Raw genomic sequence first — 13,525 nt, forward strand, 5'->3', positions numbered from 1 at the left:
ATATGCTGACACTTTTCCAATTACAATATTGCCCTGCTCTTTATATTAATATTGAAAATTTCCCTAATCTTTGGCAAAAATCACTACAAAGTCTACCTCATTGGCGCCACTCAAAAAATATAAATAAAATTATTTTTAAACATTATAAATTAAATAACAATATTATAAAAATTGAAAAAAATGAAAATATCGCCCTTTTCCCTGAATATGAATTCAATCAAATTTTAGCTTTATTAGGCATAATGTTACATATCAAATCGCTTTCTCATTGTATTAATAGCAAACAAATCGGTATTGTAATTAATGAGATCGGTAAAGAGAAATAGCGCTTTTGCTTAGCCAATGCGAATTTTATTATTGGTAATTGGCCAGAAGGCTGGCAACAAAAATTACCCCTTGAGATGCATATAAACTATTTTCGTCAAGTTGGACTCAATTTTTGGTTAGAAACAATCAACCAAAATAATGTCGATTTAATTAAACGCCTAAAACTACGGTTACCCAAAAAAAAGATAGAGAAAAATATCACCCTAGCCGATAAATATAAACCCGCTGCAGAGATATTATGTCAAAAGATAACCAAAGAAGTGAATTTACAATGTTACCATTTACTCAAATAGATGGTCAGATTGAAATTAACGATGAAATAAAAATTTTAAAAAAAAATGATTATCAATCCTATCTTAATGGCCAAGAGTTTATTGATATTGCTAAACAACATGCTAGAAAAATTGAAAATGATGCGGATAGTATTTATGAAGTTCGTTACACCGCAGGCTGGCAAGAAGGTTTAGCACAATCAACCCAACAACAAGCAGAAATCATTCATCAAACTTTAATAAATTGCCAAATTTTTTATCAACAAGTTGAAAGCCAATTAGTTAATATCACTATAGAAGCGATGCGAAAAATTATTGCTAATTATGAACCTGATGAGCTTTTATATAAAAATATCAGCCAAAATCTTGCACTCGTACATCAACATAAAAAAGTTATCTTACGCATTTCCCCTAAGCAAGTTAATTTTTTGCAAACTAAATTAATCGAACTACATAAAATACAACCAGAAATTGAGTATATCGATATTGTAGAAGATCCAAGATTAGAAGAGAAAGATTGTATTTTAGAAACTGAAGTCGGTATGTTAAATGCCACTATTGAGAGTCAACTTAATGCAATAAAGCAAGCCTTACTAGGAAAATAAGCATTATTTTAATTAATAGCAATAAGTAAAAATTAAATAATATTATTCTGCGAGCAAAAGTTCATTTTCCACACCCGGCAATGACAAGTGGTAATCAGATTTACAGTAAACTTGTTATGAGAAAATTCTTATATTTAGTTTGCTTTTTAATAATTCAAAAAAAAAGATTACTAAATAGTGAATTACTATTTTAGTATAGATATTAATAAGTTAAATTATCATTTTTAATTCAAATTAATCCAGTAAAATATTAATTGAAATATATTACACTGTTTAGTCAGTGAGTTTAATCAAATAACAACAACCAAACATTGCTGGCACAAAAGCATAATTTTATCTATATTGGAAAATTATTAAACTACATTATTTGTTTAATTTAGATAACATGCAAAGCATAATAGGAGAAGGCATGATCACCTGTGATAAAAAAGTTTTATGGATGACATTTTTTATTAGCCCACTTGCAATTGGTAATGACAGCTTATTTACCGTTATGGATGATCCTGCAACGGCAAAAAAGGATGTTGAAATGTCAATATCAGGTGGTTATCAAGTACAAACAGGAAACTCTAAAAATTCAAACTTAACAGCAAAAACAGCACTAACACTCTATTCTTCAAACTTAGCTTATAGCTTTTGGGGAAATGCCACCAACAACTCCTCCAATGATCAAAGATCATCGGAAACCTATCAGTTAGGTGCCAGGGCAAGATACAATTTAACTAAATTTGATTATCTATTCACTCAAGCTAGCTGGTTAACGGATCGGTATAATGGTTTTGATTCTAAAGACGTATTTGCCGTCGGTTATGGTCGACAAATCTTTGATGGCCCCATTCATTCACTGAAAGTTGAAGCTGGCCCAAGTGTTAGATATGAACATTTTACTGATGGTGGCCATGAAATAACAGGATTAGGTTACATTGGTGCCAACTATGAATGGAAAATTAGTGACAATACTAAATTCAAACAAGGTATATCATTTTTTACCCGACTCAGTAATGACTCTTCCGCTATTTCAGAAACTGCTTTGCAAGTTGCCATGAGTGAACGCCTGTCACTTAATTTGATTTACAATGTTAACTGGAATGATAATCCTCCACTCTCGGCTCCAAAACGGATCAGTACCAAAACATCCATTCAACTAGGTTATGCATTCTGATGTATATATTAGCCATACTCATTTATTAACAAACTTGTTTTATGAGTAATTAATAAAATAATAAATAGACCTATCTAATTAGGTCTATTTAAAAAATCATTAAAATTCTTGCCGAGTTGGACGAAATAAAATTTCATCAATATCAACATTTTCTGGTTGTTTTATAGCAAAAATTACCGCTCTATCATAGGAATCGGCAGGAATAGCATAATCGTGATAAAAAGATCGCATCCTGGCAGCGATATCTGGATCAGTAATACTATCAAGTAACTCACTCGTGATTGCTCCTGGCGAAATCACGGTTGTCCTAATATGATAGGGTATCATTTCTTGACGCAAACCTTCCGAGATCACCCGCACCGCCGCCTTGCTAGCTGAATAAACTGCACTGCCTGGTTTTACCTTATGGCCTGCAACTGATGATGTATTAATAATATGGCCACTCATCTGTTTTTTCATATAGGGTAACGCTGCTGCTATGCCATAAAGCACACCTTTTAAATTAATATCGATCATCTCATTCCATTCACTAATATGACAATCCTCTAACAGTGATTGCGGCATAATACCGGCATTATTAACTATTACATCAATTCGGTTATACAAACTAATGGCTCGATCAACTAATGCCTGCACTTGTTCAGGTTTCGTCACATCGGTTGGGACAACAGCTTCTTTATCAAGATTTAATTCTTCGGCTAATGATTGCAACCGATCTAGACGACGCGCCCCTAAAACCAGCCTGGCGCCTTCTTTGACTAAATGGCGAGCCAACTCTTCACCTATTCCACTACTTGCTCCGACCACGACAATAACTTTATTTGCAATTCCTCGTGTCATAATCTTTATCCTTTTTTATAAACTCTTCATTAGGATGCTTGTCTCAGCAGTTGACCGTTTTTTAATTTAATCTATTGAAAAAATATTTTTATGAGCCATCAAGCGGCGCTATATCTTAAGGTTTCATATCTAACTGAAATAAATAGTGCAGATAAAAATAATCAATGCCTTAATGTGTTCAGCACCTTATTGTTTAACCACCGTATTTATCTCTAAGAAAATTTTGCCATCGATTGAATCCTTGCTTGTTAGATAAAAGATAACCTGTAATGAACATTCGTTAATTCTAACTATAGTAAAAAATAGGCCACTGATGTTTGATAAAAGGAATAAAAACGCTAGCACACCTATCGCAACCACTTGATTTATTTTTATACAAAAATAATATGCCATCATTTACATAAAATAAGATTAATATTTTATTTTTTTACAAAAATAAAAACCTTATTATCTATTTAGCTTTATTATCTGTAATTATATAAAAACAATTAATTAAAAAAAATGATATTATTTTCACATCAATAACAGATAAACTTTTAATATTAAGCCAACTTGTTTTTAACTATAATAATAATCTACTACTCAACTTAATTTAATCGAAAATACTATTAATCATGATCAATAAAATAACAAATATTGTTTTTTGATAATATTTCAAATAATCCTTTTATTCACTTTTCGTAAAAAGTGTAAATAACTACTTTGCTCACTGTGCTAAGTATTTTTTATTTTGTGATCCCTATCACTAGCCCTACTGTATAAGCAATGATACTGTGACTAAATAAAATATCTTTCGTTTTAATTGTGCATGTTTTTTTATCAAACGCCATATTATCTGGTTTAAATTTCATTAATAAAAAAATCAACACAATATTATTACTTTCGATATTTCATAAATCGAAAGTAATTTAAGCCCAATATTCTATAAAAATGAACTTTAATCAGGATCACAGTTTCGTTTACTTGCTTTTGTTGTAATTACTAATGCGTTGTTTGTGCAATTAACTTTAGTTTCTATTGTTTACCACCACGATTTAATAACGTAACAGGAGTTTAAATGAGTACTGATACAATAAAACGCCGAGAAACTATTATCGACATGCTTTACCATAATGGTAGTGTAAAAGTTGCAACCCTTAGCCAGCGTTTTAATGTCTCCCTAGTGACCATTCGTAATGATTTGCGTTATTTAGAAAAAAAAGGCTGTGCCTTACGCTCGTATGGTGGCGCAATGGCAAATAATAAATTTGCTTTTGACCGACCTTTTCAAATAAAAGGTCAAATAGATAGAGCACTAAAAATATTGATCGCAGCAAAAGCCGCTGAGTTTGTCCAAGATGGCGATTCATTAATTCTCGACTCAGGCTCAACAACTGCTGAAATGGTGCCTTTTTTACGTAATCACCATGCGTTGGTGGTTATGACCAATGCGCTTAATATCGCTTACGAATTAGCCAATTTTGAGCAAATTGATGTGATGGTTCTAGGCGGAAATACACGTAAAAACTCCTACTCAATTTATGGTTCTGTGGCAGAACAACAACTAACTCAATATCGTTTCAATACCTTGTTTCTTGGGGTTGATGGTTTTGATCTTGAAGCCGGCATCACAACCCCTCATCCAGGCGAGGCCCATCTTAATCGTATTATGTGTGATGTTGCACAGCAGATTATTGCTGTAACAGATGGCAGTAAATTTGGCCGTAAGAGCTTTTGTTTAATTTGTGAAACAAAGCAGATTCATCATCTTATTACTGATAGCCGGATCCCACAACAGTATCGAGAAAAACTGGCTGAACTTGGGGTTAATGTCATTATTGTCGACGAATAACGCCCTATTGATTTAATTCTAAAGATAAATATACATCAGCTAGCAGGGAAATATTATGCAGTCGCTATTACAACTGATTCATCGTCACAAAGCAGGTGACGCAGTCGGGATCTATTCGGTCTGTTCCGCCCACCCTTGGGTATTAGAAAGTGCTTTACAGGTTGCAAAAGAAAGAAAAACAGCAGTATTAATTGAAGCTACTTCTAATCAAGTAAATCAATTTGGCGGCTATACTGGCATGCAGCCGAGAGATTTTCGCGATAAAATATTTGACATCGCTAATAAACTAGATTTTCCCACCCAACAAATTTGGCTAGGGGGTGATCATCTAGGGCCTAATGTCTGGCAGGAACATAGTGCAGAACAAGCCATGACATTTTCAGAAACACTGATCTATGACTATGTCAAAGCAGGATTTCGAAAAATTCATCTTGATTGTTCAATGCCTTGTGCTGATGATGTAGCACCTTTAACCGACGAAATTGTTGCTCAGCGAGCAGCCCGTTTGTGCGCAGTGGCAGAGCGTAGTTGGCGAGAAAATGGCGGTGAAGCACCGGTTTACGTTATTGGTACTGAGGTTCCTACCCCTGGTGGCATTAAATCAGCACTTACCCAAGTGCAAATCACATCAGCTAAAGCCGCCGCCACGACCCTTAATATTCATCAAAACGCTTGGCACAATGCAGGACTCATCGACGTTTGGCCTAGAGTCATCGCTTTAGTTGTTCAACCAGGCGTTGAATTTAGCCATCACCAAGTAGAACACTATCAAGTAGAAAAAGCGAAAGCACTTAGCCATTATATTGAAAGCCATCCTCATATCGTTTACGAAGCCCACTCAACAGATTATCAAACACCACAAAGCTATCAAGATTTGGTACGCGATCATTTTGCTATTTTAAAAGTGGGGCCGGCATTAACCTTTGCCCTGCGCGAAGGCCTGTTTGCACTTGATAAATTAGATCGTGAATGGAATGGAAAACAGCTTGCCGCATACCTCAGTGAAACCCTTGAACAAGTGATGCTTGAACAACCAAAGCGCTGGCAGCTTTATTACCAAGGCAGTGCACATCAGCAATATATTGATCGCCAATACAGTTTAAGTGATCGCATTCGCTATTATTGGACAAATCCTAAAGTCGAGGCAGCAGTTGAAAAGTTATTAACCAACTTACGCCAGCGTCCAGTGCCCCTCTCGATGTTAAGCCAATATCTACCAGAACAAAGGGCAGCCATTAATGCAGGTCGCTTATCAGCGACTGATCCAAAAGAGTGGGTAAAGGATAAAATTCGTTCGGTATTAATGCATTATGCCAGCGCTTGTGAGACAAAAACAGAAGGAGCCATTGTATTATGATGCCTTTTTTTTCATATGATCCTCTATGGCTTAAAACCCATAAGGCGCAATATACAGTACAAGAAATTCAGCAACAACCTCAGTTATGGCGTAACTTATATCAAACGCTAACAGATAATTCAGCTGCGTGGCAAAACTTCCTTTACCCATTATTAAAACAAGCTAATTTACAAATTATTCTGTGTGGCGCAGGCTCTTCCGCGTTTGTGGGCAAATCAATCGCACCTTGGTTACGTGAACATAGACATTTAAACGTTTATGCCTTTGCTTCAACGGATATTGTACCCACGCCAAAGCAATATCTGGATAAAAGTAAACCCACTTTATTTGTCTCTTATGCCCGCTCGGGTAATAGTCCAGAGAGCGTTGCAGCCATAAAGCTCGCTGATCAATGCTTAACAGAATGCCATCACTTAATATTAACCTGTAACCCCCAAAGCACACTTACAGACTATGCAAAAAACCGAGCAAATGTCTGTTTACTCACTATGCCAGAAGGATCAAACGATCGTGGTTTTGCAATGACATCTAGTTTTAGTTGCATGGCATTAGCGACCATATTGTTATTAGGCAATTCAAGCTTGAATCATGCACAACAAAATTTAGCCACCTTAATCACTTTATGTGAAAAGCAAGCCGCCAACTGGCAAAGGATTATTCAACCTATCATTCAACAAGGTTTCAAGCGTATGATAGTTTTGGGCTCCCACTGTTTTACCGGTATTAGTGAGGAGGCTGCGCTTAAAATGTTAGAGTTAACCGCGGGGCAAGTGGCCACCCGTTATGACTCAACGATGGGAGTGCGACATGGGCCAAAATTTTTTATTAATGAAGAAACCTTAGTTATTATTCTACTTTCTCAAGAAGCCTATTGCCGACGTTATGATTTGGATCTGCTTAATGAATTAAAACAGGATGGACGAGCAAAAAAAATTTTGGCCTTAAGTAGTCTACCTGATAACAATGCCATTGCACTTAACACCACGCTAGCTGATATTTGGCTTATTTTTCCCTACCTATTATTTTTGCAATTAATCGCGGTCGAAACTTCACTATCTTTGGGGCTATCGCCTGATAATCCCTGTCCAACCGGTGAAGTGAATCGGGTAGTAAAAGGTGTCCATATTTATCCCTATATGTAACCAGAACAATAATAAGGAGCGTATATGTCCCCCCCAAACATCTTAATGACTCGCATTGACAATCGTCTGATCCATGGTCAAGTCGGTATCACTTGGACCAATTCACTTGGTGCCAACTTAGTTGTCGTTGCTAATGATGAAGCAGCCAATGATCCAATTCAGCAATCACTAATGGACATGGTGGTATCCGATGGCGTCCAAACCCGCTATTTTACCTTACAAAAAACGATCGACATTATTCATAAGGCAGCGGAGCGGCAGAAAATTTTTATTGTTTGCAAAACACCGCAGGATGTATTGACGCTAGTAAAAGGTGGGGTACCCATCAATTTTGTCAATATTGGTAATATGCATTTCTGCGAAGGAAAAAAACAGATCCATAAAACCGTTTCCGTTGATCACAATGATATAGAGGCTTTTCGTCAGCTTAATCAATTAGGCATCCCCTGTGAAATTCGCCGCGTGCCAGACGAAACGGGTGAAAATATTACCAATCTGCTGAATTAATGGAGACAAATATGTTTACTGATGCATTATTGATCGCCTTATTAGCAGGCATTGCCGGCGTTGATCTATTTGATGGGCTCACTCATCTTCATCGTCCAATTGTAATAGGCCCCATTGTGGGATTAATTTTAGGTGATGTGCAGACGGGTCTATTAGTTGGTGGAACATTAGAACTTGTTTGGATGGGAATGGTACCACTTGCTGGGGCACAACCTCCCAATGTGGTTATCGGTGGTATTATTGGTACCGCTTTTGCCATTCTCACCCAGTCTGATCCTAAAGTTGCTATTGGAATTGCCATTCCCTTTTCAATTGCGGTGCAAGGTTGCATTACCCTATTATTTACCCTTTATTCACCCATGATGCATAAATGCGATCAAATGGTCAAAAATCTCAATTGGCGCGGCGTTGAATGGGTAAACTATCTTGGCATTATTATTCTATTCTGTTTTTACTTTATCGTTGCCTTCTTACCTATTTATTTCGGCGCTGACGCTGCCAGTGCTATGGTACAAAAAGCCCCACAATGGCTGCTCGATGGACTGGCGGTTGCCGGTGGTATGATGCCGGCAATCGGCTTCGCTCTGCTAATGAAAATCATGATGAAAAAAACTTATGTCGCTTATTTTATCTTAGGTTTTCTCGCAGTCACCTTCCTAGATCTACCGATTATCGCCATCGCTTTAGGTGCCTTTGCTATTGCTTTAATCGATTTCTTTAACCGCACTCGTAATAATGATGGCGAGACAGCAAACATGCCATCACAAACCAATCAACAGGAGATGAATGATGGCATTTAATCGAGCTGATGAAGAAATGGCAAAAAAAAGTGAAAAACGCATGGCACAAGCTCTTGCCACCAGCCAGGTAGAGAGTGATGACTATATTGATACCACGCCCGGCAAAGCATTAACATCCTATGACATCAATGTTATGGCGCTACGCTCATTGCTTTTGCAAGCTTCATTTAACTATGAACGTATGCAAGCCGGTGGATGGTTATATACCCTAATCCCCGCTTTGCGGAAAATTCATAAAAATCCACAAGATCTCGCCAATTCCATGAAAATGCATATGGAATTTATTAATGTTCACCCGTTTGATGTCACTTTTTTATCCGGCCTAGTATTAGCAATGGAGCGCAGTAAAGAAAAAATTTCTACTATCCGTGCGGTTAAAGTAGCCTTGATGGGGCCTTTAGGGGGAATTGGTGATGCCCTATTTTGGCTTACTCTACTACCAATCTGTGCCGGTATTGGTGCTTCACTTGCCTTACAGGGCAGTATTTTTGGCCCGATCGTTTTCTTTCTGCTATTTAATATCGTTAATTTTGCCTTACGCTTTGGTTTAGCGCATTACGGTTATCAGGCAGGGACTAAAGCGATTGCAATACTAAAAACTCACACCAAAAATATTTCTCATGCCGCCTCTATTGTCGGTATGACGGTAATTGGGGCATTGGTAGCGTCTTATGTTCATCTCTCTACGCCATTAGTACTAAAAGCCGGTGAGGCTAAAGTAGCATTACAAACAGATGTATTGGATAAATTAATGCCCAATTTATTACCGCTAGCTTTTACCCTAATCGTCTACGTTTTTTTGAAACGTGGCTTTTCACCAGTAAAAATGATTGGCATTACCATCCTATTTGGGCTGGCAGGTAAATTAGTTGGATTCTTATAAGGAGTAAATATGTTAGGCATTGTCATTACCGGCCATGGAAGCTTTGCTAGTGGTTTAATGCAAGCAATGGAGCAAATTGTTGGCAAACAATCGCAGTGCACTGCAATTGATTTTACTGAGGGCATGACAACAGAAGAGTTATATCAAGCCCTAAATCAAGCCAGTAAAATTTGTGATAAGGGTGACGGCTTAGTATTTCTTACTGATTTACTAGGCGGCACACCATTTTCTCAAGCCGCACAGTTAACATTGACCCATCCACAATGGCAAGTCCTAACGGGAACCAATATGCAAATGGCTGTTGAAATGATGCTAGAACGCCAAACTCTGGATGCAGAAAAATTTCGTGATATGGCGCTGGATTGTGGCCACCAAGGATTAACCAGTTTATGGCATCAGCAACAGCAAAATAAAGGATCCCATAATAATGATGGTATTTAAGGAGTTACCATGTATTTAATTTCTAGCCGAGAAATGCTAAAAAATGCCCAACGGGGGCAATATGCGATACCCGCGTTTAATGTTCACAATTTAGAAACTATCCAAGTGGTTGTAGAAACTGCGGCCCAAATGGCTTCACCGGTCATTCTGGCCGGTACACCGAGTACCTTTACCTACGCCGGCCTGGAATACATGGTATCTATTTGCACCCAAGCCGCTTCATTAAACAAACTACCCCTTGCGCTTCATCTGGATCATCATGAAGAATTGACCGATATCTGCCATAAAGTTAAAGCCGGCGTTCGCTCGGTGATGATCGATGCCTCCCATCTACCCTTTGCAGAAAACATCGATACAGTGGCAAATGTTGTTCAATTTTGCCAACGTTACGATGTGAGTGTCGAAGCGGAATTAGGGCGCTTAGGGGGTCAAGAAGATGAATTAGTGGTTGATAGTAAAGAGAGTTTTTATACCGACCCGAGTGCCGCTAAAGAATATGTTGAGCAAACCGGCATAGATTCACTGGCCGTTGCCATCGGTTCTGCTCATGGACTCTACCACGATGAACCTCACCTTGACTTTAAACGCCTGGCTGAGATCCAATGTCAAGTTGATATTCCATTAGTTTTACATGGCGCATCAGGTATATCTGAAGAGATGATACGTCAATCTATTTCATTAGGGATCTGTAAAGTCAATGTGGCCACCGACTTAAAGATTGCCTTTGCTGATGCAGTAAAACAATATTTATCTGAACATCCGGATGCTAACGATCCGCGCCAATATATCACACCAGGAAAACAAGCAATGCAGCAAGTGGTAGAGAATAAGATTTTGATGTGTAATAGTGCCGGTAAAATCTAGCGCGATATTTCCACATTCAGCCACTAGTATTTAACAAAATCCGATGATTAATTATCTGTTAATAGCTTATTGCAACAACATTAAATAACAAAACTGGCTTAATCTTCATTAAAACAGATAAAAAATAGCAATGATAAAAATAAATCATCCCACGAGTGACCAAATATTTGCGTTCAAATAAATTGATATTCAGCAGGTATAAATAACTAATTAAAATCAGTTGTTTTGTTTGACAACAAAACAACTATTATCCTGCAATAGCATTAAGTAAAAGCAGCCCATAAAGGATCTGTTGCAATATCGGAGATCAAAAACCCAGTGTCTGTCGGCGTCAAGGTTACGGTGGCGGGTTGCAAAAAACGATATTGCTGCTGTTCATCATTATCATAAATCAATGCTTCTCGCTGATCTTTTGATAACCCTAAGTAAACCAGATCGTGATTAGCATCTAAACTACTTCCACCCTGTACTATCCGGCCGGCTAAACTATCATACCAACCCCTGATCGGGTTTCCATCTCGATCCTGCAAGCCCTGCAACATTATGTGATCAGCTGAGTGTGGCATCGTTTCAATCAGTTTCTCCAACTCTAACGTGACATCGACACTATGCTGACGTAACCAGTCCTGTGAAACCCCAAGTAATACATTTCTTCACTGGTTATCCAACAAACTGAATATCCCATTTTGTCGCAAACTAAATAATTTATTATTGATAGGAAAAAGCGTTTTAATATTAGTCGCGACTAATTGCGCCTGATTATTGGATAAACCATCATCTGGTTGGAAATAGAGGGTATGTTTTTGGAAATTATAAAAATAATAACCGGGCGACTCCCCCATCGTGGTCGCAGCAAGAATAAATTCTGACAGCGGTGCTAACGACAGCGATTGATTAACAATAGTATCATCATTAGGCAGCGGTACCTCCTCCTGCTCAACTAAAGTTGGCAGATTTAAACGAATTACTTTATGTCCATGGTTTGCTGTGGGTATTAACCAGTAATGCTGTTTCTGTTTGTCAATATAACCAGATAAATAGAGCACTTCAGCAACCCGGCTCGGAACAAGCTCGGCTGTGGAGATAAGCTTAGAAATAGTATCAATTTTAATAGGTGAGGAATTACCAAACTGGGTAGCTTCGGATAATAATAACGTGGCAGTATTTTTATTCTGTCCAGTAAAATCCATCAACTGTTTAAAATTATCTAATTGATTCAGCAGATCTTTACTACCATTAATTGCAACCAAGTTCAGCGCTGCATCCTCAACAGTATAGACACAGCGCATTCCATTGTCATGATTAATCACAAATAATAATTGGCCATTTCCCTGGATGGTATTGCTAGTAATAGCTACATTACCTACAGCAGGAAAACCAAATGGCAGATATTGCCGCAATAGCTGTCCAGTGCTAATTTCTACCTGCCAGATAGCCGTATCGCGATAAAACCAGGCTTTATCGCCTTCAACTTTAGCTAAAACCGCTTGGCTGAGAAATTCCGCCGCATCTGGCAGATTAGTATAAATCATACGGTTACGAGCCGTATCATAATAGGCTCTACCCACTTCACCTTTGCCACCTTCTGGCTGATAGTGATTGATGATCACAAATGCCGAAGAGAGTGACTCACTATTGGCTAACATTTTTAGATATTTATCTAGTGAATCTCTATTATTAAAATGCGATCCATCCACATTAATGAGTCGCATTTGTTGATTTTTTTCATCAAAAATGAAAGTTCCCTGTTTATTTATCACCTTAATCTGTTTGGCGTTTTTTGGTAATGTTATTGTTACATTATCTATATAGAGATCGTTATCCACTTTATTAAACTGCATATTGGTGCCCGGGTTTAGATAACGGGCATCCAATACCCAACGTGTATTGGCATGATTTGATAGCAAAGTTATTGACGCCTCTTTTGCTAAACTAATCCGATATTCTCCTTCGCCACCAACTAATAACTGATATAGCGTTGAAAATCCTTTGGTAATGCAGGGATCAGCAAATCCCGATCGCGATCGTCCAAAATCACTTTAATGGGGGTTGCAACATAATCTGGAATAATCCTATAGATTGCCCGTTCACCGGGAAAAGCATAAAAATCAAAGTCAAACCGACCATCTTCTTCCAGTTTTCTTAATATATCAAATCCCCTATCATATCGAGCAGTGACAAAGGGTAAAATCATATATACATAATCTAAATAGGTAACAGGAGTACCTGGCAGAACCAGAACATCATTACCCGGTTTAAAGTTGAATTGACTACTTTGATAGCCTAAGCCGTTTCGAATATTGATCGCCTGGCTTTTATCTTGATTTACGCCTCGATTGGGCCAAAACACAAAATAATCACTTCTTCCTGACCCAACCGTATTAGTAGGATCATTACGATAGAGATACTGGCTATCAAAAGTGAGTTTATTTTGCCGTAAGTCCAGTTCGGTAATGACTGCCCCAGGGATCGGCTCCATAAAAGTAATAACCGC

General features: G+C 37.8%; 12 protein-coding genes and 2 pseudogenes. 11 read left to right on the forward strand and 3 right to left on the reverse strand.

Going from position 1 to position 13,525, the window contains the following annotated elements; genetic code table 11:
• Positions 1-2 precede the first annotated feature (2 nt).
• The 3 genes and pseudogenes from LDL57_RS11385 to LDL57_RS11395 all read left to right on the forward strand — a co-directional run bounded on the left by LDL57_RS11385 (position 3) and on the right by LDL57_RS11395 (position 2,366).
• Positions 3-620, forward strand: a pseudogene (locus tag LDL57_RS11385) (SctK family type III secretion system sorting platform protein).
• The gene (locus tag LDL57_RS11390) at positions 566-1,204 is read left to right on the forward strand and encodes an HrpE/YscL family type III secretion apparatus protein (RefSeq protein WP_180558795.1); all 639 of its coding nucleotides are present in this window, start codon (positions 566-568) and stop codon (positions 1,202-1,204) included. Before LDL57_RS11385 ends, LDL57_RS11390 begins: the two are co-directional and overlap by 55 nt.
• Before the next feature lie 409 nt (positions 1,205-1,613).
• Positions 1,614-2,366 (forward strand): DUF481 domain-containing protein, encoded by a 753-nt coding sequence (locus tag LDL57_RS11395; protein WP_180558794.1) that lies wholly within the window; start codon positions 1,614-1,616, stop codon positions 2,364-2,366.
• A 99-nt stretch (positions 2,367-2,465) separates the two neighbouring features.
• Here the strand turns inward: LDL57_RS11395 and LDL57_RS11400 are convergent, their stop codons facing one another.
• Positions 2,466-3,206, reverse strand: coding sequence for an SDR family oxidoreductase (locus LDL57_RS11400; protein ID WP_180558793.1), 741 nt, complete (start codon positions 3,204-3,206; stop codon positions 2,466-2,468).
• A 1,057-nt stretch (positions 3,207-4,263) separates the two neighbouring features.
• Here LDL57_RS11400 and agaR point away from each other — a divergent pair.
• From agaR to LDL57_RS11440, 8 genes are read left to right on the forward strand one after another with little or no spacing between them, the layout of a single operon-like run.
• Complete coding sequence (gene agaR, locus LDL57_RS11405) at positions 4,264-5,037, forward strand: transcriptional repressor AgaR (RefSeq protein WP_180558792.1); 774 nt, start codon at positions 4,264-4,266, stop codon at positions 5,035-5,037.
• 55 nt (positions 5,038-5,092) lie between these two features.
• Positions 5,093-6,394, forward strand: coding sequence for a D-tagatose-bisphosphate aldolase, class II, non-catalytic subunit (locus tag LDL57_RS11410; protein WP_180558791.1), 1,302 nt, complete (start codon positions 5,093-5,095; stop codon positions 6,392-6,394).
• Entirely contained in the window at positions 6,391-7,536 is a 1,146-nt protein-coding gene (locus LDL57_RS11415; protein ID WP_180558790.1) for an SIS domain-containing protein, read from the forward strand. The genes LDL57_RS11410 and LDL57_RS11415 overlap by 4 nt, the downstream gene beginning before the upstream one ends.
• A 24-nt stretch (positions 7,537-7,560) precedes the next feature.
• Entirely contained in the window at positions 7,561-8,043 is a 483-nt protein-coding gene (gene agaV / locus LDL57_RS11420; RefSeq protein WP_180558789.1) for a PTS N-acetylgalactosamine transporter subunit IIB, read from the forward strand.
• Positions 8,043-8,843 carry a PTS N-acetylgalactosamine transporter subunit IIC gene (gene agaW / locus LDL57_RS11425; RefSeq protein WP_375141945.1) on the forward strand — a complete coding sequence of 267 codons (801 nt, stop codon included), beginning with the start codon at positions 8,043-8,045 and terminating at the stop codon, positions 8,841-8,843. The genes agaV and agaW overlap by 1 nt, the downstream gene beginning before the upstream one ends.
• A complete protein-coding gene (locus LDL57_RS11430; RefSeq protein ID WP_180558844.1) occupies positions 8,833-9,726 on the forward strand; it encodes a PTS system mannose/fructose/sorbose family transporter subunit IID in 894 nt (297 codons plus the stop codon). Before agaW ends, LDL57_RS11430 begins: the two co-directional genes overlap by 11 nt.
• 9 nt (positions 9,727-9,735) lie before the next feature.
• Positions 9,736-10,167: a PTS galactosamine/N-acetylgalactosamine transporter subunit IIA gene (gene agaF / locus LDL57_RS11435; RefSeq protein WP_180558787.1), complete on the forward strand. Its 432-nt coding sequence runs from the start codon at positions 9,736-9,738 to the stop codon at positions 10,165-10,167.
• A 9-nt stretch (positions 10,168-10,176) separates the two neighbouring features.
• Complete coding sequence (locus LDL57_RS11440; protein WP_180558786.1) at positions 10,177-11,031, forward strand: tagatose bisphosphate family class II aldolase; 855 nt, start codon at positions 10,177-10,179, stop codon at positions 11,029-11,031.
• Between the two features lie 263 nt (positions 11,032-11,294).
• Here the strand turns inward: LDL57_RS11440 and LDL57_RS11445 are convergent, their stop codons facing one another.
• Together LDL57_RS11445 and LDL57_RS17800 are read right to left on the reverse strand one after the other, a co-directional pair.
• On the reverse strand, positions 11,295-11,597 hold the full coding sequence (locus tag LDL57_RS11445; RefSeq protein WP_180558785.1) for a hypothetical protein: 303 nt from the start codon (positions 11,595-11,597) through the stop codon (positions 11,295-11,297).
• An 87-nt stretch (positions 11,598-11,684) separates the two neighbouring features.
• A pseudogene (locus LDL57_RS17800) lies at positions 11,685-13,510 on the reverse strand (TcdA/TcdB pore-forming domain-containing protein).
• Between the last annotated feature and the right edge of the window lie 15 nt (positions 13,511-13,525).

The sequence above is a fragment of the Arsenophonus apicola genome (assembly GCF_020268605.1).
In the GTDB taxonomy this organism is placed as follows: Bacteria; Pseudomonadota; Gammaproteobacteria; order Enterobacterales; family Enterobacteriaceae; genus Arsenophonus; species Arsenophonus apicola.

Excerpts from the sequence above, each read along its gene's own strand:
- agaR (WP_180558792.1), top strand. The coding sequence starts at position 4,264 with ATGAGTACTGATACAATAAAACGCCGAGAAACTATTATCGACATGCTT.
- agaF (WP_180558787.1), top strand. The coding sequence starts at position 9,736 with ATGTTAGGCATTGTCATTACCGGCCATGGAAGCTTTGCTAGTGGTTTA.
- LDL57_RS11445 (WP_180558785.1), bottom strand. The coding sequence starts at position 11,597 with ATGCCACACTCAGCTGATCACATAATGTTGCAGGGCTTGCAGGATCGA.
- LDL57_RS11390 (WP_180558795.1), top strand. The coding sequence starts at position 566 with ATGTCAAAAGATAACCAAAGAAGTGAATTTACAATGTTACCATTTACT.
- LDL57_RS11410 (WP_180558791.1), top strand. The coding sequence starts at position 5,093 with ATGCAGTCGCTATTACAACTGATTCATCGTCACAAAGCAGGTGACGCA.
- LDL57_RS11430 (WP_180558844.1), top strand. The coding sequence starts at position 8,833 with ATGGCATTTAATCGAGCTGATGAAGAAATGGCAAAAAAAAGTGAAAAA.
- LDL57_RS11395 (WP_180558794.1), top strand. The coding sequence starts at position 1,614 with ATGATCACCTGTGATAAAAAAGTTTTATGGATGACATTTTTTATTAGC.
- LDL57_RS11415 (WP_180558790.1), top strand. The coding sequence starts at position 6,391 with ATGATGCCTTTTTTTTCATATGATCCTCTATGGCTTAAAACCCATAAG.
- agaW (WP_375141945.1), top strand. The coding sequence starts at position 8,043 with ATGGAGACAAATATGTTTACTGATGCATTATTGATCGCCTTATTAGCA.
- agaV (WP_180558789.1), top strand. The coding sequence starts at position 7,561 with ATGTCCCCCCCAAACATCTTAATGACTCGCATTGACAATCGTCTGATC.
- LDL57_RS11400 (WP_180558793.1), bottom strand. The coding sequence starts at position 3,206 with ATGACACGAGGAATTGCAAATAAAGTTATTGTCGTGGTCGGAGCAAGT.
- LDL57_RS11440 (WP_180558786.1), top strand. The coding sequence starts at position 10,177 with ATGTATTTAATTTCTAGCCGAGAAATGCTAAAAAATGCCCAACGGGGG.